General features: G+C 53.4%; 20 protein-coding genes. 3 read left to right on the top strand and 17 right to left on the bottom strand.

All coding sequences use genetic code 11. The annotated features are described in order from the left end of the window. Positions 1-197: 197 nt before the first annotated feature. Together argS and rsfS are read right to left on the bottom strand one after the other, a co-directional pair. Entirely contained in the window at positions 198-2,177 is a 1,980-nt protein-coding gene (gene argS, locus ABEA92_RS00155) for an arginine--tRNA ligase (RefSeq protein WP_345681653.1), read from the bottom strand. A 283-nt stretch (positions 2,178-2,460) separates the two neighbouring features. After that, a complete protein-coding gene (rsfS, locus tag ABEA92_RS00160) occupies positions 2,461-2,868 on the bottom strand; it encodes a ribosome silencing factor (RefSeq protein WP_345681667.1) in 408 nt (135 codons plus the stop codon). A gap of 740 nt (positions 2,869-3,608) precedes the next feature. Between rsfS and ABEA92_RS00165 the strand changes: the two genes are divergently transcribed. Beyond that, positions 3,609-4,238, top strand: a complete 630-nt coding sequence (locus tag ABEA92_RS00165; RefSeq protein ID WP_345681668.1) for a thioredoxin domain-containing protein — start codon at positions 3,609-3,611, stop codon at positions 4,236-4,238. Between the two features lie 75 nt (positions 4,239-4,313). On the opposite strand, the gene ABEA92_RS00170 is transcribed toward ABEA92_RS00165, so the two are convergent. Together ABEA92_RS00170 and ABEA92_RS00175 are read right to left on the bottom strand one after the other, a co-directional pair. After that, positions 4,314-4,859 carry a hypothetical protein gene (locus tag ABEA92_RS00170; protein WP_345681669.1) on the bottom strand — a complete coding sequence of 182 codons (546 nt, stop codon included), beginning with the start codon at positions 4,857-4,859 and terminating at the stop codon, positions 4,314-4,316. Between the two features lie 648 nt (positions 4,860-5,507). Then, on the bottom strand, positions 5,508-6,797 hold the full coding sequence (locus ABEA92_RS00175) for a sialate O-acetylesterase (protein WP_345681670.1): 1,290 nt from the start codon (positions 6,795-6,797) through the stop codon (positions 5,508-5,510). Between the two features lie 701 nt (positions 6,798-7,498). On the opposite strand from ABEA92_RS00175, the gene ABEA92_RS00180 reads away from it, so the two are divergent. Further along, positions 7,499-7,672, top strand: coding sequence for a hypothetical protein (locus ABEA92_RS00180; protein WP_345681671.1), 174 nt, complete (start codon positions 7,499-7,501; stop codon positions 7,670-7,672). 845 nt (positions 7,673-8,517) lie between these two features. Here ABEA92_RS00180 and ABEA92_RS00185 read toward each other — a convergent pair. The 11 genes from ABEA92_RS00185 to ABEA92_RS00235 form a co-directional block, all read right to left on the bottom strand. Beyond that, complete coding sequence (locus ABEA92_RS00185; protein ID WP_345681673.1) at positions 8,518-8,922, bottom strand: hypothetical protein; 405 nt, start codon at positions 8,920-8,922, stop codon at positions 8,518-8,520. Positions 8,923-9,111: 189 nt separating this feature from the next. Continuing rightward, a complete protein-coding gene (locus tag ABEA92_RS00190) occupies positions 9,112-9,405 on the bottom strand; it encodes a hypothetical protein (protein ID WP_345681674.1) in 294 nt (97 codons plus the stop codon). 108 nt (positions 9,406-9,513) lie between these two features. Continuing rightward, entirely contained in the window at positions 9,514-9,951 is a 438-nt protein-coding gene (locus tag ABEA92_RS00195) for a hypothetical protein (RefSeq protein ID WP_345681675.1), read from the bottom strand. Between the two features lie 126 nt (positions 9,952-10,077). Then, the gene (locus ABEA92_RS00200; protein WP_345681676.1) at positions 10,078-10,536 is read right to left on the bottom strand and encodes a hypothetical protein; all 459 of its coding nucleotides are present in this window, start codon (positions 10,534-10,536) and stop codon (positions 10,078-10,080) included. Positions 10,537-11,115: 579 nt separating this feature from the next. Further along, positions 11,116-11,934, bottom strand: a complete 819-nt coding sequence (locus ABEA92_RS00205; RefSeq protein WP_345681677.1) for a DUF2262 domain-containing protein — start codon at positions 11,932-11,934, stop codon at positions 11,116-11,118. Positions 11,935-14,035: 2,101 nt separating this feature from the next. Next, positions 14,036-14,548, bottom strand: a complete 513-nt coding sequence (locus ABEA92_RS00210) for a GNAT family N-acetyltransferase (protein WP_345681678.1) — start codon at positions 14,546-14,548, stop codon at positions 14,036-14,038. Positions 14,549-15,328: 780 nt separating this feature from the next. Continuing rightward, positions 15,329-16,327, bottom strand: a complete 999-nt coding sequence (locus ABEA92_RS00215; protein ID WP_345681679.1) for a hypothetical protein — start codon at positions 16,325-16,327, stop codon at positions 15,329-15,331. A 566-nt stretch (positions 16,328-16,893) separates the two neighbouring features. After that, on the bottom strand, positions 16,894-17,367 hold the full coding sequence (locus ABEA92_RS00220) for a hypothetical protein (RefSeq protein WP_345681680.1): 474 nt from the start codon (positions 17,365-17,367) through the stop codon (positions 16,894-16,896). A gap of 418 nt (positions 17,368-17,785) precedes the next feature. Continuing rightward, positions 17,786-18,418 carry a hypothetical protein gene (locus ABEA92_RS00225; protein ID WP_345681681.1) on the bottom strand — a complete coding sequence of 211 codons (633 nt, stop codon included), beginning with the start codon at positions 18,416-18,418 and terminating at the stop codon, positions 17,786-17,788. 3,156 nt (positions 18,419-21,574) lie between these two features. Then, on the bottom strand, positions 21,575-22,039 hold the full coding sequence (locus ABEA92_RS00230; protein ID WP_345681683.1) for a hypothetical protein: 465 nt from the start codon (positions 22,037-22,039) through the stop codon (positions 21,575-21,577). Between the two features lie 115 nt (positions 22,040-22,154). After that, entirely contained in the window at positions 22,155-22,694 is a 540-nt protein-coding gene (locus ABEA92_RS00235; RefSeq protein ID WP_345681684.1) for a hypothetical protein, read from the bottom strand. Positions 22,695-22,884: 190 nt separating this feature from the next. Here ABEA92_RS00235 and ABEA92_RS00240 point away from each other — a divergent pair, with 190 nt between their 5' ends. Continuing rightward, positions 22,885-23,166: a hypothetical protein gene (locus ABEA92_RS00240; RefSeq protein ID WP_345681685.1), complete on the top strand. Its 282-nt coding sequence runs from the start codon at positions 22,885-22,887 to the stop codon at positions 23,164-23,166. Positions 23,167-23,567: 401 nt separating this feature from the next. On the opposite strand, the gene ABEA92_RS00245 is transcribed toward ABEA92_RS00240, so the two are convergent. Next, positions 23,568-24,335: a class I SAM-dependent methyltransferase gene (locus ABEA92_RS00245; protein ID WP_345681686.1), complete on the bottom strand. Its 768-nt coding sequence runs from the start codon at positions 24,333-24,335 to the stop codon at positions 23,568-23,570. Positions 24,336-24,517: 182 nt separating this feature from the next. After that, complete coding sequence (locus ABEA92_RS00250; protein WP_345681688.1) at positions 24,518-24,886, bottom strand: hypothetical protein; 369 nt, start codon at positions 24,884-24,886, stop codon at positions 24,518-24,520. Between the last annotated feature and the right edge of the window lie 511 nt (positions 24,887-25,397).

Below are 25,397 nucleotides of genomic sequence, written 5' to 3' on the forward strand. Positions count from 1 at the left end.
GAACAGGGGTCGCCGGTCTCGAAACAAAGATAACGCTAAGTTACCGTAGAGCAACTAGGTAATCTGTCAATCTTTGTTTTCGATTGGCTCGCCAACGACTGCGGGCTACGGTCCCGACGCGGGATTTAGCCCGGCTTCGGGACCGATCGTCCTACCTCTGACTCCCCATGGCGTCACCGCCTTGGATCACAACCGATCTACATTCGGGCGACGACATCGATTCCCAATAACGACAGCGCCAACCGAATAACGCGGCCTGTCAATGCTACCAAAGCCAAACGAAGTGAAGCGATCGCTTCGCTTTCCGCTTTCAAGACATGGCAATTGTCATTGAATACCGCGTACGCTTTTGCGGTTTCGTAGAGATAGTCGACCAACGCGTTGGGCGCATAATCTTGATGTACCGATACCAACGCTTCTTCGAAACGCAGCAGTCTAATGGCCAACGCGCGTTCGGCAGGATGCGTGAATTCGTTTAGCTCGGCATCGATCGAAGTGACGTCCGCATCCGCCACCCCCGCTTTCCGCAGGATGCCTTGGGTGCGTGCGTAGGCGTATTGAACATAGGCCGACGTGTTGCCTTCGAGTGCCACCATTTTGTCCAAGCTGAAACTGTAATCGCTGGTACGATGGTGTGACAAATCCGCGTACTTGATCGCGCCATGGCCGACGACCTGGGCCACTTGTTCTCGTTCCGCATCGTCCATCGGAGGATCAATTTTTTCGATCCGTTCGGGATTGCAAACGACTTCGCGCGCGCGATTGACCGCGTCGTCCAACAGGCCTTCCAATCCGATCAGAGTTCCACTGCGGGTCTTCAGCGGCTTGCCGTTTTCACCAAGCACCGTTCCGAAATTCACGTGGACCATCTTCACGTTTTCCATCCCGATCTTTCGCGCTACAGCAAACAGCTTGTCAAAGTGTTCGCTTTGACGACTGTCGACGACGTACAGGATTTCGTCGGGATTTAATTCTTCGAGACGATATTTCAGCGTGGCGATATCGGTGGTCGCATACAAGAACGCGCCGTCCTTCTTTCGAACGATCATCGGCGCGTCGAATTCATCCAAGAAAACGCAGACGGCACCTTCGCTGTCGCGAGCGAGTCCTCGCTTCTCTAAATCCTCAACCACCGGTTCGAGCATCGAGTGATAGAAACTCTCGCCAAGCGTGTGATCGAACGTGACATTCAAGCGGTTGTAAATGCGATTGATCTCGTCCTTACAATGCGGCAAGAACTTAGTCCACAACGCAATGTTTTCGCTGTCGCCTTGATGCAGCTTGACAGTCTCTTGAAGCACCGCGTTGTCGACATCCGGATGTGCATTGGCTTTCGCCAGCAAGTCGGGATCGCTTTCGACCGCTTCGATTTTTTCACGGAGTGATTCGGCTTGCGATTGAAGTGCTTCGACTTTCTTCTTGGCCGATGCCAAGGTCTTTTTCGCCTGTTTCTGAGCCTTCGGTTCGCCGGCGTCTTGCAGCGATTGTTCTGCTGCGGTGACTTCGGATTTTGCTTCGTTCAATTGCGACGGAATCTGCTCAACCGCTCGCTTGGCTTTTCGATACTCGATCAATTGATTGACCAATCGATAAAGTGCTGCGAGTTCGGCGACCGGATTTTTGTCAACTTTCTCCGGATCCCCAAAATGTTTGTAACCGTAGATGATGATCCCAAATTGAGTTCCCCAATCCCCAAGATGGTTGTCGGTGATTACGTCGTGGCCGAGAAAGGCCAACGTTCGCGCGATCGCGTCGCCAATCACGGTGCTGCGGATATGCCCGACATGCATCGGTTTAGCCACGTTGGGTGACGAAAAATCGACAATCACTTTGCGTTTGGGGTCGGCGACCGAGACCAAGCAACGGGGGTCGGTCAGCATCTCCGAGAGCGACTGCAGCAAGAACGAATCTTTTAACCGCAAGTTGATGAACCCAGGCCCCGCAATTTCCGGCGGTTCACACACCGCGTCGAGATCCAGTTTCTCGACAATTTCGGACGCCAATTCACGCGGATTCTTGCCGATCTGTTTCGACAACGGCATCGCACAGTTCGCTTGGTAATCCCCAAACTTTGGATCGTTGGTCGAACGGATCATCGATGCGAACGGACTCGGGTCTTCAACGAACGATTTGAGTGCCTCAGCGAAACGAACACTGAACTGATTCGGGAGATGCATCGTGCAAAATTCCAGCCAAGTAGCGAAGGGAAAGTTGGAAGCGTGCGGCCATTAAAAACCGCAGCGAGATGGGAAGCGTGTTTGAGCTCTGCCTATTCAATAGCAATGACGTGATCTTCGCGGCACGAACTCGCGTCCGGCGATCCCAGTAACGTGATTTTCGTAACGTGATGCTGATCACAACGGGTCGTGATTACCCTGGATCGTGATCGAAACGCACGTTCACAGGCTCAAAGCTTGGCCTGGACTCGATCAAGCTTGGCGAACCAACACGGTCATCGCGTTAGGCGTTCGGCTTCAGACCTAATTCTTCGAGCGGGATGGGTTTGCCGTCGGCCCACAGCGATTCGAGATCGTAGTAGTCGCGGGTTTCTTCGTCGAACAAGTGGATCACGACGCTGCCGTAGTCCAGCACAATCCAATGACTGTCCTGGTATCCTTCGATGCCCAAACGTTGATCGCCGAGCGTTTTTTCCAAAACATCGTCGATTTGTTCGCTGATCGCGTGCAATTGACGCCGGCTCGACCCGGTCGCGATCACGAACAGGTCAAATTCGGCGGTTTGTCCGCAAACGTCCAAAACCATCACGTCTTGGCCTTTGTTTTCCAACGCCACCTTGGCGGCGGCGGTTGCCAGTTTGCGGCTGTATTCGACTCCGTGAGGCCGAATGGCCCGCGAAGGCTGAGACATCGGATTTTTTGGCGCAGCGTCTTCCGGCGGAGTCGTTTTACTCGCGTTTTCGCTTGAATCGGGCTTCGGGAGGGAGGCGTCAGCGTCGGGGGCGGTATCGTTAGCTTTTTCTGTCATAGCCCGAAGTTTAATGGTTTTCAAAATTCTGTCACGCACCACAAGGGTAAAACGGAGTGAATATGGACCGGATTATGCACACCGCTGCTGGCCTCACCCTAATCCTGACACCTCCGCCCCACCCTCGTTCGCCTAATTTATCGAAAAATCGAGCAACTCGGCATCCTCGAAAGTCTCACCGGCCGTATCCCCAAAGCGTTCGTCAGTCCCCATTCGCCCTCGAAATTCTCCTCGTTGCTGAATCGCAGCCGCCATTTTCCGCCGCTGCCATACCGATCCGTTCCCCCTTCCAAAATCGGAACTTCTGGATCATCGCTCGATGTTTCGCACCGAGCCGGAATGAAATGAGTTTCATGCCAGCAGCGGTCGGACCGACGTGGGATCTGCCCAGCACCTCCGGCAATGCAGCCGGGTCACCATCCGGGAAGCGAGACGTGGGATCGCTGTGAAACTCGACGTCACGGGATTTCTCGCGAGGGTGCTGTAAGGTTCGCGGCGGATGGTCCGTCTGCTTGTCAATCACCACCTTGCTCAATGGACAACCAGGCAACGCTCTTGCGGTGGTGTCCAGTGGACCTGTAGCACGTACTTTCGTATTCAGCCTCATTCGCAGAGATCCCCCGATGAACGATTCATGCTCAAGTACCCTCCTGTTGTTATCGCTCGTCGTCGCATGTGCGAGCGGGTGCAGCGCAGCAGCCGGCTTTGGGTTTGGCCGCACCGTTTCAAACGATCAAACTGGGGTGGTAGAGCCAACCGAACAGATCCAGCCAAACGCGATAGCGGACTCGCAAGCCACGGAGTCAACCGAGCCGATCGCCGCTGCCAACACAACCGCCGCTGAACAACCAGTTACCCCCGTCTCGGCAACCGATTCGGCCACAAGCACATCAGCGACCTTGGCGAGTTTGAAAACAACGTCTGCTACCAAGCGACCCGCAATGATGATATTGCCAAGCAGCGGTGATCTCGACGCCGTGCTGGCCGAAGCCGACGGCAACGTGTTGTTGGACTTCTATGCCGATTGGTGTGGTCCGTGCCGCAAGCAGAGCGAAATCCTGCACGAATTAGAATCGACTGCTGCCGAACACAACACCTTGATCGTGAAAATCGATGTCGACGAACACAAACAGATCGCTCGCGAAATGCAGGTCTCGAGTCTGCCGACGTTGGTGATGGTCAAGGATGGCGAGATCGTCAAGCGAGAATCCGGAATCACTCGCAAAGGCGAACTCGTCCACTGGATGCGATGATTTTTCATTGCAGCACCATTCCCCCCGCTGCACCACGACTCGAGACCAATGCGCCGGACATGCGCAGCGGGATCGTTACCCGCCATTGGGAATGCGTTGCGCGACGAGCCAGACTTCGCATTGGCCCAGGTGAGGATCGTCGGGTTCTTGTTTGCGCATCGCATCACGAATTCGTAACGCAGCGGCTAAATCCTGGACAAGTCCATAACGGTTAACGTCCTCAGCAGTGAACGCCTCGGGGATTGGGCCGCAATTGGTGAGCGTGCTGTTGCCGAAATAGGAATCCATGATGTCGTAACCACAGAATGTGAAACCAGCCGGTATGGATTCCGAACCGTCTGGGTGTTCGTGTGCTGCAATCAGTTGATGCAACAAGGGATCAAGCGGTTGACGATTGAGCAAATAGTCGCCGTCGCGGAACAGTTCAGTGCGAAAGTCCTCGTGGACGTTGTACTGCCAGTCGTCGTCGCGAAGTTCCGTGATCACATCGGGGCACATCATTGAGTCAAGCGTCACGAGTTCGGCGATGTCGTGGAAGCCCGAAAAGTGACGATAACGATCCCACCGATCGGTGAGGTCGGGCGTGAATCGTTCACGTAGCGTGTAGAGCCAGCCAGTCATTCTTCAGCAGGATACCGGTGGACAGATAGGGAGACGGACGATCGATTGCCCGTGCCAGAAAGCGCCACAAGCCGCACTTCCGGCGAGTGGTGCGGTGCCATTCGGATATCAGGATACGCTTAATGTTCACGGTTTGCCACCGATTTCTACTGGGGGTGCCATAATATTGGCTCCTTGCGCTATTGCCGTTTTCCCCGGCAAATCACAGCTCGACGCGTGAGCGAGCGACCGAGTCAAAATAAAGATTCCCTCGCGGACGTGTCGGATTGTGATAAACATGCAACGTCGAAATGCGAAAGCATGAGATCCCCAACACAAAAACACCACGTAGCCGCAATCGCGGCGGCAGCATCACAATCACTGGCTTAGAAGTCGCGAAACCATGCCAAGTGCGTTCCATTCAACCCAAGGCAGGGCAGGAAGATGGAGGGGGCAGGAAACTATTTGCCAGATCCTGCCGGGGGCACTCGCTCCATCAGAAACGGACTGCATCCGAGACGAAGCAAAAGGATAAAAGACGGAAGGTTAAAAAAGGGGGGACGACTCGAATTCAAGGCCGATCACAAACCGCCATCGCAGTCACATTTTTCTGTCGCACCAACCTTTCTGTCCTACAGCCGCCATTGTCCGCCGAGCACTCCTCACTCCTCACTCCTCACTCCGTGTCTCCGTGTCTCCCACACTCCCTTCCATCTCCAAGAACGCCTCTGCGAATGCCTTACCTGCCTGGGCATGAAACTTGGCTGAGCCGTAATAGTGAACGAAGCCGCCGATCGAGGTCGCGCGAGCCCATAACGCAATCTCTTCCGGAGTGAGCAGTTTCGATCGGTAATCATCCAGATAAGCTTTTCTCTGCTCTGGGGTCATCGATCCGTCTGCGTTTGCGCTACCAGGGTGCTTTTTCGCCAATTGCCTGCCCATGGCTTGCACTTGCTGCTGTTTCTGCTCGATAAATCCGAGCGAGTTTTCTCGAAACGGTGCGGTCGGAACTGCAACGACGCTGCCTTTGAATTCCTCCATCGCTGCCGGCGCTGCCATGGCCTTGCGAAACAGCTTCATGCGACGGTCGGATTGGTTCACCACCCGGAACGTCCCCGGCGTGAAATCTCCATAGACTCCAATCACCCCCACCACAAACGGCAGCTCGGGGGCGTCCAGATCCTTACGAACATCCCGGATGAATTGAGCCAGCAGTTCGCTGTATTCATTATATTGCTTTTCACCACGACTATCGGGGTAAGTGGCCGTATCAACGAAGTCATTCCACCCCTGGAACCAAACGAACCCTGACAGTTCATAGCCTGCGTCGGGATCGTAGTCCGGATAGACTCGCTTGATGTCGCCCAGCACCTTCCTGACATGCTCCACCATGTAGCGATAGTTCCGTCCCGTCGCCTCTTTTCTCTGCGTCCTTATTTGATCAAGCTTGCCCCGCTCGCGGTACATCTCGACTTGTTGGTCGTTCAGTACGTAAGGGCCAGCCCCGGGTGGTCGGTAGTCGACGCACAGGTTTTGACCGCCCCAAGCGGTTTTGATGATCAAGATCGGCCCATCGTATGACTCTTCCATGGTGATGCCAAACAGATACTCAGGACCGATGAAATCATCGGGTTTCGTGGGGTCCTCCCTGCGGACGCCGTAACCGGCTGTCAACCGACCAAATCCTTCGCCGCCGTATTGGTTCATCTTGCCATTGAGCGACGAGATCCATACCCGGTCACAGATTCTTGGTTTACCGTCGGGACCAAGCATCTTGTCAAGCAAGGGCGCGGTTGCCGGGTCGTCTCCGATATGGTCAAAGGTCGAGATCCCTCCCGTGCCCACCATATTTGACTGCCCAGCCATGATGTAAATTTTCAGCGGTTTCTCTGCTATCGCTGGACTGATGCAGCCAAGGGTGACATAGACAACAACAAGGAGGTTTGTAATTCGTATCATGATATCCTGCAGGTGCCACGACTGGCTGGCCCAACCCCGTGTGCTGGGCTAACCGCGTGTAGTGCTCGTTCCATTGGGTTGTAATATCGGGTCGCCAACGAGCCGATCGGGCAGCACGGTGGGAGCGATCAGGCGGTACAGTGGAGCCCCCTTGTTAGCTTGGGAGCCACGCGCTCTGCCATTGCGTCAACCGTCGGTAGATTACCATCTGCCACGTCCGTCCTGGAAGCCGGTGAAGCTTTTCGAGATCCTCCAGCTGCAAAAAAGAGCACGGTAACGCAAATGAACGATTCGCGTCCACGCCTCGTTTACATGCAAATCGCCCGAGCCATCAGCGATCGCCATCACACGATGAGGACGGGCGATCGACTTGCAGATCGACGAGAAAACGCCTCGCTGCAAATAGCGCCGACCGCTTGGTGTGTATTCAGGATGCAGCCGTTAGACGTTCATTGGATTGGCTATGAAGATTAGTTCCACAACGACATTGAAGATCAGCTTCCGTCAAGTCGCAACGCGACGACAGGCGGTAGCCACGGACGCGAGTCCGTGGTGAATCGCGAACCTCGCCACCCAGAGTCGCAACGCGACGGCAGGTGCTGCTGTCACCAACTCGATGCCACACCGCTGGGATACAAAGCAACGTTAAAAGATGGGAGGTTAGAAAATGGGAGGACCGTTCCATTCAAGTCCAATCGCGAATGGCCATCGAAGTCACATTTTTCTGTCACACCAATCTTTCTGTCTACCCATCGCCCGAGCAACGAGCGAATGACCTACACACGCCGTCAATCGGCAACAATCGATCCATTCACGCCTCGGCAATACTTCAATCGGCAACGCTGGAGAGCCGCGGCAGCGGCGTCAGCATTTAGCCCCATGCGTAAGCATGGGGTTACGTATACAAGACCGCCACGGAGCCGCGATAGCGGCGGCAGCAATCGCAATCATTAGCTTGGAACTGGCAAAATCACGTCAGGTGCGTTCCATTCAACCCAAGGTTGGGCAGGAAGATGAAGGGGGCAGGAAAATTTTTGATCTACCCTGCCGGCGGTACTCTTTCCGTCGCAAACGGCCTGCACCCGAGATTAAGCGACAGGTTAAAAGATGAAAGGTTAGAAAATGATGAAAACTCTAATTCGTGTCCAATCGCAGACCGCCATCGCAGTCACATTTTTCTGTCGTACCAATCTTTCTGTCGATCTATCTTCAGAGCAAGGGCCGAACGCGAACCGTCGCAACCCCGACGCACTCCGCGTACCGCTAATCGGCATCGCTCAATTCGGACACGCCCCGGCATCCAGTTTCTGCCCACACCGCAGGAGACACCAGAAAGATTGGTGCGCCAGAAAGAACAAAATCCCGAAACGCAAATTTTGGGCCTCGAAACCTTCCATTTAAGCCGCCGGTGAACAATTCACGTCTTACACTCTCACCACGACCAATTGTGATTGCCACGGACGTCATTCCAGAGCCCAACTCGGGTGCGCCGCGTAGGCACTCTCCGGCATACGTTCAATCGATGGCGTCAGGCCGCATGAGGCGTGAATCGCAGTGCAAGTCAGAACGCAGCATCGCCTCAAAGTTTCTGAATGCTGGAACCTTGTCGAGATACAGTCCAGACACACGACCAGAACTGGGTTTCGAACCTAAGTTCTCGTGAACGGGCGAAGGACTCGCAAACACACGCGAGGTCAGCCCTGCCATTCGTTCATGCATTCTAGGGTGCTACGTTCACTCCCGCTGCCGTCTGCTCAATACCAAGTGAAGAAAGCTGCTCATCTAGTAATGGTTGAAGTTTATCGGCGTGCTCCGGCATCCGCTCGATTGCGTCTCGCAATCCACGAACCGATCCGACCGACCTAGCGATATCATCCGGTATTTCGTCAAAGAAGGACCATCGCCAAGTGCAGCTACCAACGTCCGCCGAAACCATGCGGTTGTCGACCGTCACGATCGTCCGATAGTCGTAGCTCCCTTCGGGCGCAAATCCATGAATTTTGCAGCGTCCGAAATCCTCCGTCCAAGAAGGGGTGTCGATCGACATCATCTGCCGTGTCGTTGAACCAGCCTCCAATGTTCCATTGGCGAGTGCGACAACAATGGGCTCGGGCACGGATCGCATCACGAGGAAATTCCGGAAGTCATCTATCGAGCGAATGCCGCTTGCGCCGCAGTAGACCACGAACGCAACGCAAGCAGCGACGCTCATGATCACAACCGTCTTGATGGCACGCAAAAACATATCGTATCCTCGCAGATCGGTACCGATCACCGAATACCGAGATTTAAGTATCCATGCAGTACTATTTCGTCAAGGAGCCGTCGTCAGAACGCCGGAGCGCGTCGCGAACACAGTCTTCTCACCTTGCAGCAACGTAAGGATCGCGATGTACTCAGCGACGTTTTCAATATTGCGAATGACGAGAGGCTTTCCTTGCTGCAACTTCACGCGGATGCCTCCTCGATTTTTCTTAGTATCCCAGCTGACATCGTAATCGACGACTGCAACGGAGGCGGAGGATTTTGTTTTGGCCATTTTGAATTTCCGTCCTAAGTGATGGTAAACGTGCAGGGTTGCGAACCAGATGAATCCAGTGCGATCCATGGTATCACCCTCTGATGATGGTCGAACAACACGGTTCAGCGGGGACGGGTTGCCGACCTGCACTTAGCCAACAAAAGCGACTCGCCCGTCCTCAGATTCGCAACATGGTCATTCGCCGTCTAACGCCACTTTTGTATTCATGAAGTCCGATTTCGCTCTCCGCAATGCAACGAGCGACCAAACGCCTAGTGGAATACCGAGAAGTATCCCTGGGCTGAGGATGGGGAAGCACGAGATGCCAGCAGCCAGCCAAGAGAGTCGATTTGGGACGCCGTAGATCATCTTAACAGACCCCGCGAGTACGGTCAGGTGCGCAAATATAAATAGCAGTGTTCCAGCCGCAACGACTGTCCCCAGCAGCACGCTCCCATCCAACGCAACGCGAACGGCGTCGACGATCGTGAAAAAGCCAAACGGGACATCAGCCAGGATAGCGATCCCCGTGAGCCCCGCTAACCCAAAACCTGGATAGCGGGTGCTGTTACTACTTTCGCGGGAAACCGGCTCAAGCGTGATTGGTGGATCGTACGGATGCGTGTGAGTCAATGCAATTACTTTAGTCGAATAACGGCCGCGTCACACGGGCCTGGCTGTGAAGCTTCCAGTTGCGAAAACCGACCACCGGTCCTCCGCTTGCACGCAATCGTTTACCAATCCGTACGATGAACAATGCTATCTCAGTTCCTGGATTGAGGAGACGGTAAAGCCAGCACCACGGAGAATGCGCGATTGACCATGAGATTGTGGGCGCTGCGAGTATTGCTCCTCGTCTGACGGTTCAAACGGCTCCCCCTTGGTATATTGACCTGATATTCTTACGCGTTTCTGGACGTGCTCGGCAAGACTTCTCACCGGAACGGTAGGCGTAGGAATCAAAAGGACACCTTCTTTAGCGGACCGCTGCTTAACCGGTGCAGTTCCAGTATCGAGGACAAAATAATCGGCCCCTCCAGCATTCCACGATTCCTCTGATTTTGTCCATTCCTTGTGTAGCACGACTCCTTCGAGAACATCGATTTCAATTGAGGCGGGTGGCTGCGTTTCGTCAATTTCGACGGATTTAATGGGTCCACTTTCACAACCGACACATGATGCCATCAAGACCGTTGTCGCAAGAAGGTGGATCTTCATGTTCGTGCAACTCACCATTTCCAAGCCGATGATGGGAGAACCTCTGGCACATCCGGGCCGTCGCGATTGAGATGCCATTTCAAAATGCCGATTCGCGGACTCAGGACGCGTAAAACGGGGTCGCTTTGGTTTTAGGTTAAGCTTTGCGTTCACTGTTTACCACCGGCTTCGCTCACATGATGGCACAAGAGTTTAACCATGCCTTGTTGCCACTGGGCCCCACACCGAACAAGACGCGCCGCGTGACAGCATCCGGCTCTCAGCCGACGCCTCTGCATTGCCATTGCCTCGCATTCTTCAGTCGCAATCAAGTCACGCAAATCATCGCGATCAACAACTCGAACGAGCCGTGGTAACGGCGGCAGCGATCGACGCACCGTCCAGCCGACGAGTTTAATTGGCGACCACGATCCCTTTAAGACGCAGCGTCCCCTGATGATCCAAACCCAGGCAAAAAAATGGGTGACAAAAAGATGCATCCAGTGGAAGAGGGTGCTCTCCGCTCCGGCTTTCCAATCTTTCTGTCGCAACAATCGTCCTGTCCTACATCCGCGATCACCTGCCGCGCACTCCCTTCTATCAGCCGGGGATGTCCGCCTGAGTTAGCCCCTCTTCGAGCGATCCTGAAATCTGGATCGAATGTCCCCAAAACAGATCGCCATCATCGTGCCAAAAATTAAATTCCCCATCTGGATGGATGGAAATTGATTGTAGTGTCATTCGTGATTTGAATTGATCGGCTGTCAGTGGTGACTCGTTGTCGTCGAGCCAAACGTCATTTTTCACCAGCAACAACTCTTGCACTGCATAATCATCAACCTTTTGCTTCCAAGATAGTTGTTCATCGAAAAGTTTCCCAGCGACCTCCAGACCTGCTGAGATATCTTGGGTCTTATCCGTATGGAAATTAATTCGAATTGACTCTCCATTCCAATTCACTTCCCCTTCAAACCGGTCGATTGAACGATTAAGAGTTAGATCACCAAATCGTTCGGTTGTGATCACCACCGGTTTTGCCAGTTCTTTCGCCATGTCCACGAGAACTTCTTTGTCGGCCATTTGAGTTGCTTTACCGGCAAATATCGCGCGTGATTCATCCGTCGCTACCATGACTCGTATGCGACGAATGCTTAGTTTTGGATATTCGGAAAACCAATCAGCGTCGGGGGCGACTGGACGAAGAATTGTCAGGTCTTTGCTCACTATCGGTTGCCCTGGATATCGCCACGCAGAGAAGCTGAAGCAATGAACGTCGTAGTCGTCAGAGTGGGACCATCCTCCTTGGCCACTCGGCGAGACGACACCCTCTATTTCAACAACGCCCTGCTTGTACTCGCAATCGGCCGAATCGACTTCGGTAAGACGGTCAATACGGGGTGGTTTGAATGTGGATGTCACAATGGGCTCCTCTGGATGCGAGCAACCGCACAAGATACATAATGCAAGGACAGGAATGGAATAGCGCATGAGCCAACCAGCGGTACGCATCACCCAGGACGCGTGACAGATTCCCAACTTAAAGCCGCCCGAATCGTGCAAGCGGTTGTCACCCACCATTTGGAGCAGCGTTTCGGTTGGCGAACAAGACTGACGGTACGCACAGTATGATAACGCCAAGCGGGCCGAGCAACAGTCCGATCGCACACGATATACCAAGTGCGGCGAAAACACGATGTCGCTTGTGTTTTATGGACCTACCGGACTTATAACCCAGCGCCACGTTCGCGACTGTGAATACGATTGCGATCGCGATGAATATCGGAACCGTTGAGAGCCAGTTCCGCAACGCAAGTGATCCAGCGATGAGCGTGCAGATGGTGATGAGCATCCAGCGAAGCTTCTGGTCAAGATCGTAATTAAAAAAACGACGCCAGCAAAAAAGCACAGAAGTGCAAAGGCCATCGCCATAACGATCGAGAAGATGTCAGCGGGGGTTGCAAGCATGACGCCGAGAATCGCAGTAGGCAGCCAAATCCAGATATACAGCAACCGATTCGCGTGTGTCGCCGATTCGCGAAAATATGAAGATTGGGGCGGCGCGTAAGGATTAATCAATCGATTGCAGTCAAGTCGGTCGGGTAATGTTGGTCGTCAGCGGGTATGGCCGATTGATTATCGCCCCCTAACCGCCAAATACCGTTCTCCGTTGCACGGTATTGCTATCTTCCGTTGTGAAAGCAAAGAAGAAACGGACAGGCAAGACGATTTGCCCCTCGTCGTCTGACCGCGGGTTCAGGCTAGTCCTCAACAGGCTTCAAGAACGTCTCGGGTTTTCCAGCTTCATAAACAACGACGGTGTCGATGTTCTGACTTAGATCATTCGGACTGCTTCCTGTTCCTGCTACGACCCGACTTTACACAAGCCCCACGAATCTCTCGTCGATCACGACATTCGACTTTGGTGGGGATACTTTGGTGGGGATACTTTGGTGGGGATGTCGTCAGCTCCTTTGGAGAGTCATTCATTGCTGACAGACTTAGAGAAGCGACCAGTGCTACGAGCCAGCCGACAATCAATGCGCCGCGTAGCCAGTTTCCTTGTTGTGGAGAATGCTTGGAATAACTTGGAACGATAGCATCTATCAAACAATGCTGAGAATTGTCAAGCGATACATCACGAGCGGTGGCGGTGAACGGCAATGGTCACCCGGTCCGAGCAGACGAGATGTCACCAAGCAAAGTGCATTTGAGAACTCGGATGCACCACTTGGCTCTGGATCTTTTAGCACAGGAGCTGGTTTGACCTTCAGCACAAGTGCAAGCCAAGAGGATACCAGAACTTGACCGCCGGCGCATCATGTCTCCTGTTCAATCCGACCGCGCCGATCGCTGGATACAGAGAAATCATTTCAATGATCTTAGCGGGGCACTCCGAATGCATCGACTGGTTCGTCACCCTTTGCTGCAGGCTGGCAAAGTGCCGCCTCCAGCTCAATCGCGGCCAACGTCGCTGCGATCAAAGCCAAGGGGACAATGATCAGATCAACCGAACCACTGCCAATCGCTGCAAAAAGCGGATACTTAACCAAGTTGCCTGTGGCGAAAAAAGCACAAACGAAGACACATCCGCTTACAAGCCTTGTTGTAACCGTTGAGCGGTAGGGTCCACGCCACCTGCGTCGAACGTGTCGCCAACTCATTGTCAGAAGGAATCCAGCAAGAAAACACGGTATCGAGAAGGAGGGTCGCGAGAGCTGCCGGACCACCTTTCGAGCGACAATATCCAATCGCACAAGCCCTTCATGAAACCATTCGAAGAACGCTACGGAAATACACAACCCAACGACCATGCCTAACGCATAGGAGGCAATCAGAACCGCAGAGTGACTAAATTTCTTCTGAGGTGAAGTCGAATCCGAAAAGTCAGTAAGCGATGATGGGGTGTAAGGATTGGACATCAATCACGAAAACCTGTTGGCGAACGGTGTGTTGCGTGGGCTGCGGCAGTTTAATTTCCAGTTGTGAACAGCGGCCACGGCCGCTCTGTCACCTCCAATTTTTATTCGTCGCGTAGGGAGGCGAGCGTGAGCGTCATGCGTATTCCTTGCAAATCACGATTAGGGTCAGTCCAAAGACACTCTCCAGTAGAACGAAACCCTTGTTTTTCATAAAACTTGATGGCCCTGCCGTTGATGCTTGTGACCGACAAAACAAGATGATGAATGCCTACTTCGGCGGCCCAGACTCGCAGTTGCCCCAGCAGTATCGACGCTGCCGGCGAACCTCGCTGATCGGGATCAACCCACATCTGCACGATCTCACCAGAGGCAGTGTCTTGATCGCGGTACAACGCAGCTAATCCGACACACTGATCCGCGGCAAAGGCAAATTGAGTATTGCGATCGATTCCATCACTGGTGGAAAGAATCTGATCCCTCCACGAAGCATGATCTCTTCTGATCGCAGCTTCGTAAGTTGAGCCGAACGCACCAGGGCTGTCTTGCAGTGCGCGAAGCCGGATGCTTCGAAACAAGTCGACGTCGGCGTTCGTGGCTCTGCGACAGGAGATCATAAACTTCTATTCGAATTACGTTTGACGTGACCGCGATCCGGCAGTTGACCTTGTGATGGCCTAGTGATGGCCAAGTATAGCAATGCCGAATGTGCGGTGCATGTTGCAGGCACATGCAGTGAACCGCACGGCCGGCTAAAAGCATTGCGATTCAAAAAAGCCTCTTCGGCCACCCAGTACGAGTAAACCGGGGTCGCTTTGGTTTAGGTTAAGCTTTGCGTTCACTGCTTGCCACCGGTTTCGCTTACATGGTGTCACAAGAGTTTACCCCTGCCTCTTTGCCACTGGGCCCCACACCGATCCGGACGCGCCGCGTGACAGCATCCGGCTCTCAGCCGACACTTCTGCATTGCCATTGCCTCGCATTCTTCAGTCGCAATCAAATCGTGCGAATCACGCAAATCATCGCGATCAACAACTCGAACGAGCCGTGGTAACGGCGGCAGCATTGAGCCCCATGCGTGAGCATGGGGTTTCGGACACGTCAGCACCACCATAGCCGCGATAGCGGCTGCAGCGATCGACGCACCGTCCAGCCGACGAGTTGAATTGGCGACCACGCTCCCATTAAACACAACGTCCTCGAATGATCCAAAAACAGGCAAAAACATGGGTGACAAAAACATGAATTCAGAAGAAGAGGGTGCTCACCGCTCCGGCTTTCCAATCTTTCTGTCGCACCAATCTTTCTGCCCAACATCCACCATTGTCAGCCGAGCACTCCTCACTCCTCACTCCTCACTCCTCACTCCTCACTCCTCACTCCTCACTCCTCACTCCTCACTCCTCACTCCGTGTCTCCGTGTCTCCGTGTCTCCGTGTCTCCGTGTCTCCGTGTCTCCGTGTCTCCGTGTCTCCCTGTCTCCCTGTCTCCCTGTCCAACTCATTGTTCTCCGCCACACTCAACAGCTGTGACTCCGAGTACACAGCGTTGATCTTGAGCGAATCACCATCTTCGTCGCTGAAAAGATGGTAAACGACAAAGAGACTATAGGCAGCTGGTTTGTCCGGCGCATCGATTAGCATGGTGATTTCGTGCCTCTCGCCTGGCTCAATCGTGGAAAAACGTTCGTCAAGTTCCATCTTGGAACACGAGCGGGCACACCACACCGCGTCTTGGTCTCCCCACAACGCCATCAACTCGGGACGGAAGCCTGCGACAGGCTTGTCTCCAGTTCCGATTAACGTCAATCGAAGTTCAACTTTGTCGCCCGCCGCGTATTTCCCGAGGTCGTGAAGTTCAAGACGAATGCCATCCTTGTCCACCAGCGGCATGAACCCGGTCGTGAGGTTGATCGATGTTCCATTGTAGTTTCCACGAGAACCACTCCGCTTTGTTCGGATACCCCATGGTGTTTCAAGAGTAAGGTATTGTTCCCTGACTGACTCGGACACCAAGAACGTAAGCTTTTTCGTTCCGCTACCATCTGCAGAATCGAATTCTATCCATTCTCCCCAACCGTCGGTTTCAATGTAATCTTCAGGAATTGCGAAACCGTGTTGCCGGCACATTTCTTCGGTAACAAGTAGCGGTGTGGTACCAAGCAACTGGCCTCGGTGGAACACTTGTGTGTCGGCGACTTCTGCGTCGATAGTCGCAACCACCGTGGAGCCGCTGCAGCCAGAGAAAATCACAACGCACAAATGCAAGATAAAAAAATAGTTACGCATCATGGACTTGCTTTCGGTGACCGGCGCACGTGAAAGATTTTCAAATTTAAAAACGTTGATTCGCGTATTCGGGTGCACGCGATCGTTCTGGATAAATGGTTGGAACAATGCAGGTGGTCCAATCTCGCTAGAGCCTGAAAGTATACCCAAGCCGGGTGCCCGCTGCAGCGATCTTGGTGGAGAGGCATTGAACCACAAATAAACTCAAATGGACGCAGACTTTGAAACAGAAGAATCTGTGTTCATCCGCGTTCATCGGTGGCTAGCTGGGTTGGTGAGTCGAGATCCCCAGTGATCGAACACGCGGCAAGCAGAGTCGCCACTGGGAACAGGCACCGACCCCCGCGGGCAACAACCGATAGCATACCGCGTCGATGGACCGCGTTCTCATTCCGTCACGCCCCCCTTCCGTCAGTTGACGTGGGGATTCGCACAGACGCAAGCGGCGACACCAGAGTTGCAGTCGGCAAGTCCTCCGTTGACTCTGTTCCCTCCTGTTCCCCGCGACTCGAATCCGCTGTCAAACGCACCGATCCATCGAGTGCACCACTTCGCCAAATACAACGTGCTGACCGCGCACGTTCAAAGCTAGAACGTTCCACGTCACTGCGATCGGGCGGTTGACGTCGCGAAGGCCTAGTTTGGCAAGGCCCGATCTGCTGTGAACGTTGTGGCTATTCGCTTCTTGTCCCGTCCAAAGTATGAATGTGGTCAAGTTCTCGAAGAAAAGCTCGCTCAGTCATCGTACAGATTACGACGGGAACCAGCATTACAAGCAAAACTTCAGCGAACTTACTTGGCAACGGAATGAGGTACAGGTAGTCCACAATCATGTGATTCACTGGCATGGCAGTCGCGCCGAGTATGCATCCGCCAAGCAGACGGCCAGGCAATGCAATCCAGGCACTGCTGACAGTGTGGGAGATTCCGTTGAACCGTCCAACAAGGAACGCGAAAAGAAATGCAGGGAAAACATTTCTAAGCAACGCACCCGGCGTTCCCAAATAAACGGCAAGATCGTTCCCTGTCGATGCAATTGTGGTCAATTCAAACGTAATCGTTGCGGACACCGCAAACGGAACGGGCCAGGTGCGCATACTTGGTGTGCCATTGACAATGGCGGCAGCTTCGTAAGGATTCTGGGTCATCAATGGTTTTCGTCGGGTAGTGTTGGCGACGTGCGGGGCGGCGGAAGTTGAATCGCAAGCAGACCAAACCGGCGCCCACCACCGCTCCGTTACCATCACTTGGTTACCCACTTTTTTGAGGAGCATCGAAAACAAGTACGGCCGCTGCGATCAACAATCTATGCATTTCGTTTTTGTACAACACCACCTCTGATTGATTGTACAGCGTCTAATTCACTTCCGACAGGACAGTTGCATTTTCTGAATGATCGACAACTGAAACCCTGACGGCAACCAAGTCGCCGAAGAGTTGATTCACAACGAAACGTTTGCAGGTTGGATAAATTTCTGTCGGAAAACGACAGGCAACACCGGGCGTGAAGAGAAAGTTGCCCATGTCAAATTCGGCGGCAAACCCCATTCGCAATGAAAGCCCTGGCTATCCGCACTCGACTTTCGTCCGTTGGGTCGGATCCGGCATCGTGGCAAATCCAACAATGAGTCCCAGCGCAAGCAAAGGGATGGTCAGTATAAAAAGATGAGGCCCACCTAAGGATCCGGTCCACCAAATCAAAATTGCTGACGGAACAGTGACAATTGCGGAACACGCAGACGACACGAACACAACGTGAAGAAATCGGTCGGTTATTCGCGACCTCAACACAAAATACAGTGGGCAGAGGACCGAGCAGAATGCAGCCCAGAAATAAAACAGCTCGATCAGAACGCCGAACCATTGAGGTGTCATATCGATATCGGCATCCGTGACCTTCGCTACAGGAACAGAATCGAAGTCTTGCATGAAGTCTTCAAGCGTTGGCACAGCGGGCGGATTGAAAAGTGAGTTGTCATCCAGTCGCTTAACCCACGCGTTCTGGTCGTGGTGCAGAGTGGCGATCCATTCGCATGACCACGTCGCCAGAACCATCGAGGTTGCAAACATCACGCCGACGACAAGTCGCAAAGTTAAAGTAAAATCCAATGTTGTCTGGCTCGGATAACGGGGGCGATGGGCGCGCTGCAAACGGTGACGGAACCACTTTAAAAAAAGATGCCGCCGCTCCGTCGCCATCGCATGGTTCCCCGGATTGCTGTAATGGGAGGTCGTTAACCACGACGGTGAACGTTGCTCCAATCATAGCGAGCGCAACGCCACCAGGCAAATCCGTTTCCAGAGGCAATAAAAAAACTGAGTAGCTAAAAGAGGTGGGGCAAAATGATAAGCCAGCACGCGCGAATCATTTTGCCTCCTAGTCATTTTGCCAATCGATCGACCGCGGAGAGCATTTGCAACAGCGAGTTGACGCTTGCCATTAAGTCAACGTGCTCAGTGGGAAATGTGGTGGTCACCTGGCGGCGATCCAAGTTTCGGTGCTCACGAAAACACGTTGCCGTCGCTCGGGTGCACCACGCTGGCTCTTGCGTCTGGCTTGCGTGGCGGACGAATCGCTAGTCGGACGGGGTCATTGAACCATAGGATAGCGACCGAAGTAGGCTCGAGCAGCAAACGACAACGAAGAAACGGAAACGCAGCGATCTAGCGTCATATCATTCCGGGCGTCATTAACAACCACAGATACACGCAGATGTACACAGATACGATTCTCGATCAACCACATCTGTGTCCATTTGGGTTAATCTGTGGTTAAGACCAACCGTGCATCGGTTTGACAGGAAGGCTTGAATTATCAGGACAGTTCAAATGAAAATGACATTCGCCCGATACGATGTACCTGCCGCCGTGAGCTGCAAATAGGTTCGAGACCTGAGCAACCATTTCGCCTCCAATGGAGGCTGTGCACGATCCCGCAACAACGCTAGTCGTCACCAAGTTCGCGCGGTGACGCTTGCCATTTCGGAGCCACCAGGTCGAGAACTTCCGAGCGAGTAGAACGGTGTCTTTCGGATGTTAGGATACGCTTTGTGTTCACCGCTTGCCACCGATTTCTCCTTGTCGTGTCACCCTCTTTGATCCTTGTCCAATTGATCACCGACCCCTCTCCGAACCGGACTGGCACCGCCGGCGCATCCGGCTTCCAGCCGACACCTCTCACCTGACATCACTTTGCACGCTTCAATCGCGATCAAGTCCGCGCCACCAGCACTTGCCCCGTGGAAATCCATCTGATTCGCAGCGACTACCGTTCGCAAACGTTTACCCGCGAATCACACCAAGGATCGCGAATGAGTGCGGCATGACAAAACTGCCAAGGGGCAATCGCGCCGCAATCAACGACGCGAGACAACCGCGGAACCAGCGGCAATCGACGCATGGTTGAACCGTCGACGCAAATTACCGCCCAGTGAGCCCAATAAAATCGACCTCCCCTGATGCTCCAAAACAAGCAAAAAAATGGGTGACAAAAAGATGAAGATCGAAACACAGGGCAGCAGCTACTGCGTCTCAAAAGTTCTTTCTGACGCACCAATTTTTCTGTCGGCCATCTGTTTTTTCCCAGGAGTACCCGAGCACCGATTCAGTCTGTGCCACGCTCCTACTCAGGCATCGTTCGTCCTCTCGCCAGAACAGCTCACGCCAGAAGCCGGATATTGATTGGCAGCCACGGCGGTTGACGTGGATCCAATCATAGCGAGCGCAACGACCGCCAGTAGATCCGTTTGCAGACGCTCCATCATGCATGAAGACCGTCTGAATCGCCGACACGACCGCGATCAAGTCATCATCGCCAGTCGGCAAACAGTACGGATCAGATGACACGCGTGGACACGCTTGCCATTACCCACTAGCCCTGCCGCATGCTCGCCTGCTTCGGATGGCTCTGGCTAAACGGCTGGAACAACGCAGGTGCCCCAGTCTCACCAGAGCCCGAAAGTGCACTAAGTCCGGTGCCCGCAGCAACACTCTTGGCAGAGAAGACATGGAACCACAGATAAACGCAAATGGACGCAGAGTTTTAATTGGATGAATCTGTGTTCATCCGCGTTCATCTGTGGTTGGCTAAGTTAATGAGCCGAGAACCCCAGTGATCGACCACGCGGCAAGCCAAACTGAAGAACAATCGCCACTGGAGACAGGCACCGAACTCCGCGGGCAACACGCGATAGCTGCCACGTCGTAGGCCCACACCCCCATTCCGCCACGCCCGCTCTTCCGCCAGTTGTTGATGGGGTTTGCACAGGAGCAAACAGAGACAACAGAGTTCCAGTCGGCAATCCCACCGCTGACTCCGTTCCCTCCAGCGAGCCGCGGCACGGACCACCGAGTGATCTATCGTCGCGGACCAGCGTAGGGAAAGGCAGGCTAAACGATGCAGCTTACGACCGTTCGAACCGTCAAAAACGAAGCGTTACCAGGAGAGCGGTCGCAGACGGTCTGCGCAGATCGCGAAACACGAGGCCCGCAGACACACTGGCAGACAATCTGGAAATGTACGAAGCGGCCCAGTTGCTGGCTGCAACTCGGCCCCCCAAGCCATCTCGGCCACCATCATCAGTCCTGCGGTCACGCGACAAGAAAGCAAAACCCTTCGTAAATTCTCTGGGTGATCGCTGAATCTTCAAAGCGTTCCACCGGCCTTCTTGAACCAAGGCCTTGAACATCGGCTCCGCTCGTGCCTCGCTCCGCGATGTCCAAAGCCTTAATTGTTTAAGTGTTCGTCGGTCTCCGTGTTTCGGTAACCACACATTGCAATCTAGTCCTTTTAGTATAGGGAGGACTGATCAGGGAACCGAATCGCTAGGCTGACTTATAAACGCGATAATCGGAACACTACCAAATGCTGCAAGTAGTAGCCCCAGCACTAGGGTTGCGACTTGGCTACGGAGTAGAGACGGGGCTTCCGCGATGCCGGCAACTATTGCGATCATCGCTAGCATCGCCCAGGAGACTGTAGCATGTCGACCAAAGGCATCAAATTTGCGTCGTCCCAGCCAAATTGCCAGTGCCCCGAAGACAAACATCGCAATTGCGACCCCGAGAAAGTGAAGACTGGCGAACAGCCCAGTCGGAATTGCGAACAAGCCGTGGAGCATTAACAACACACCGATCACGGACAACGGCGTCGCTGCAGGATTCTGTGACGAATCAAAGCGTGCCGGGTCTGATGATGTTGGTGGTTCAAACGGGTTCAAGAATTCTTCTAATCCGACGAACGACGACCGTCACCAGGGACGGCGAGTGAATTTTCCATTTGTAAAAACACGATGCCGTCCTCCGTGTCTGCGGCATGGTTCTGCCTTCTCCGCGACAGAAATCACCTTGAATCGATCACCTAATCACAAAATCCGCGCTCATCGTCTCGGCAAATTCAAGGGCTATTTTCTTGACATGCTCTTCATGGCCCTCCGCACACTCAACAACGACAACTCCAAGATCGTCTTCCCAATCGGGCCCTGGATACTCGTATGACGACCATCTAAAGGCCCCTACAAATTCGCCGCCTATTGTTATTGCGCGATCATCAGGCGGCAAACGAAGTTGCATAGGCTTGCCATCGGCAGGGTTACGTCCCATTCGCGGCGGTGGGTCTACCAACGCGGGGTTATTCGCTGCAATGGCGATCCAATCAGCGCGACGCAATACCTGCCTGTCGTCTTTCAGGATCTGAATTTGTCCCAGCATGTGCAATGCAGTTTTCGGTTGCATAATCAAAGGTGTTGACGCCTGGTTGCCGCACCCAAGTACAATGGTACAGAAAAATGCAATCACGATGCGGTGTGCGACCAGATTCATATGGCAGAACGTTAACGATCAGCCGGCGGCGACGGAAGATCATCCATTTAAACACATCCGACTTCGCCGTTCGGTTGCATCGGTTGGCTCGTCGCGGCGATTCAGATTGCGCAGCCTACCGACCAATTGGCGCCGCATCGGATGGCGAAGTCGTGGCGACGCGAAACTCAAATGTTTCTTCGAAGGGATGGCTGAAAATTGTCTTTCGGTCCTTCAATATAGGTTTTGGTGTCAAAACAGTGTCAATGGAGGCAATGGATGCCTCGCTCAGCCCAATTTTCTCAAGCCGCTTCGCCAGTTCAGCAACCTTTGAAAACGAAAATCTCTCCCCCGGCGCGATCGTCAGTTGGCTCTCTTCAATCTTCATCACCAATGATGACTGCAAAGACAGCGAAAGATCGAAATCCGTCACTGGCCTCAAAAAAGTATTTTCTGTCGCAGAGCCTGTGAGTGCTTCGGAGATAGCGTCAGCCAGACTAAAACCCACTCCGCTGGAGACCTGAACCGAATACCGCGGCTTGCCATCGGTTGAGTCAGGTAGCGATTCAACTACGACCCAGATCGCCTTCGTAGAACCCGAAGAGTCAGCACCGTAGCCGGCCTGTGTAAACGCGGTAACAGTGAACATGACGGCAAGTAGAAGTCGTGAAGTCATTGTAGGAACTCATAGGTCGTGGCTGGAGAAAGAAACGAAATAACCGACGAACGGCGGCGATCAACGGGTCGGGAAGTTTGACTTTCCATTCGTGGAACCTTGCAAGCCCGACTACGGGCGAGTAGAACGGAGTCTCTCGGATGTTAGGATAAGCTTTGCGTTCACGGTTTGCCACCGATTTCTTCTTGGGGTGTCACAATATTTGATCCTTGTGCAATTGATCACCGAACGCTCTCAGAACCGGACTGGCGCCGCCGGCGCATCCGGCTCACAGCGGACACCTCTGACTTGGCATCACTTTGCACTCTTCAATCGCGATCAAGTCCGCGTCACCAGCACTTGCCCCGTGGAAATCCATCTGATTCGCAGCGAATACCGCTCGCAAACGTTTGCCCGCGAGTCACCTCGAATGAACATCTCACTGTCCAATGATCGACGCGACTTGACCACCACGAATGCAGTTAGACGTTAGCCTTGCAAATGATCAACCCCAAGGCAAAAACATGGTTGACAAAAAGATGAAGGCAGAACGATGAGGGACGTGTTACTTCGTCATAAAAATCTTTCTGTCGCAACGATCTTTCAGTCTGCCACCCGCTAAGCCCCGAGGCGTGCGACCACAACGAATCAATCTGCACCAGCTCCCAGCCTTCACTCCTTCACTCCTTCACTCCTTCACTCCTTCACTCCTTCACTCCTTACTCCTTACTCCTTACTCCTTACTCCTTACTCCTTACTCCTTACTCCTTACTCCTTACTCCTTACTCCCCACTCCTCACTCCTCACTCCTCACTCCTCACTCCTTGTCTCCTTGTCTCCTTGTCTCCCGCTCGTCTTCAAACCATTTCCAGTCCGCAACGTGCATCGGAGTGGCTAGCCGTTCTTTGTAGCCGCCCCAACGACGATTGGAATTGAGTAACGGAGAGAACCGCTGTCAAAGTAGGCATTGACACCGTAGAGATTTACGCCAACGTCTTCACGAATCATACGGCGAATTCTCTCCGCACCACCCTCAACCGGAAATGAAGCCTGAATTTGATCTTCTAATGCAAGGTCAACTTTGTACTCCGCGAATTGCACCGAAGACAAAGCTGAATCAAGAAACAAGGCGGAAAATTCATCGCGGCTAAGTGCATGAACGTGAGATGGATCACGCAGCATCTCCAATTTGTCGTAGTTGACCGTTTGGGGTTTAGGGAGCGAGACGTCCGCAACAACCACACGCCCACCCGGCATACAGACCCGAATCAATTCCTTCATCACAGCAGCAGGTTGACGGAAGTGATGGAACGAATAGCGAGTCAAAACGAGCGAAAATTCATTGTCGTCAAAAGGCAGAGGCAACGCAGTGCCTTCGATCCAGTTTGCGTTCGTGATGCCACGTTCGGCCTGAAGTTGCGTAGCTTGTCGGATCATTTCAGGAGTGAGATCAAGACCAGTAACATGCCGCACCGACGGCGCAAAGTGGCAGGCAACGATACCGGGGCCGCAGGCTACGTCGAGCATTATCGTGTTTTCGTCAGGGCACGCCAAATCCGCAAGAATGTCCAACGCTGTCGAATGTCCAGGCAGCTTTGCGAAGGGAATGGCTTGTTGCGTAAATTGTTCAATAGTCAAAGTCTCGTGCTGTTTGGCGTCCATCTGTTCCGTAGTGTGAAATATGAGGGAAGTACAATAGTCTTAGTCGCTTGGAGCTTTGGACGCACAGGCAGGTTCGCGCCATCCAAATCGGATAACGTTAAAATTCACTCGACGGCGGAAGTTGATCATCCACTTCGAAACGCACGACTTCGCCGATCGGGTGCACTGGAGGGTTCCCCGCTCTATCCGTCCAATTGACGATTCAGTGCTGGGTCACCACGTTCGGAATTTAGTGCGATCAGTGCATCCGCGCCGGCGTCAGTCAAACGATAAGTATCGTTCGCATATTCGATCTTGCCAGCAATCCAATTGTGATGAGTCAAGAATGTGAGCGTTGAAAGATTGCCCGTTTCAACAAATAAGAAGTTGGAAACGCAATTCGGACGTCGAGCTACGGCAGCAAGCCATTCGTGTGCCTTCGTCTTGTCTTGATCAGGCAGTTCTTCAAATTCAGGTGCAATTTGCGAATAGCTAACCGGTGTCGCTGGCGAATCGGGATAGTTGTGGTCATGTAGAAATACGCAGCCGCAAGCATCACAAACGCACTTCATCTGAGGTGCTGGAATTTCGGCTTGGCAAGCAGGTCATGTCGCGGTTTGCAAACTAGTTCTTGTGCGTCAGGCCGGGTGAAATGTAGTCAGTCGGGGAACGCCCGCCGTGACCGGGGACGGCGGTTTGATTGTCCATTTGTAAACGCCTCATGCCGTTGCACGTCATGGGTCGTCGATGCTGTAGGTCTCGCTTCGTGCCCATCCGTAACGTGTACTTCCCGGTTCCGCATGTCCAGCGGCAACGTGGAAAGAGATCGTAACGGATACGCCCTGGAGTCGCGCATGCGGGATCGCAATCGTATCCGTTAAGGCCATGCTTTCCCCTGGGCCAAGTCCCGTATCGAAATAGTCCGCGACTCCGCTGCTCTCAAATCTCAGTGCAGCATTAGGTTCGGCGCTAGTCGCGTAGTAACCGGAAGTGTCCGTGTGCTGTGCGAGAAACCTCAGCCATTCGCCTCCAGTGTTCCGTAACGTTCCGTTAATCGCAATTTTAGTCGTACCGTCACCTTGG

Source organism: Novipirellula caenicola (genome assembly GCF_039545035.1).
GTDB lineage: Bacteria > Planctomycetota > Planctomycetia > Pirellulales > Pirellulaceae > Novipirellula > Novipirellula caenicola.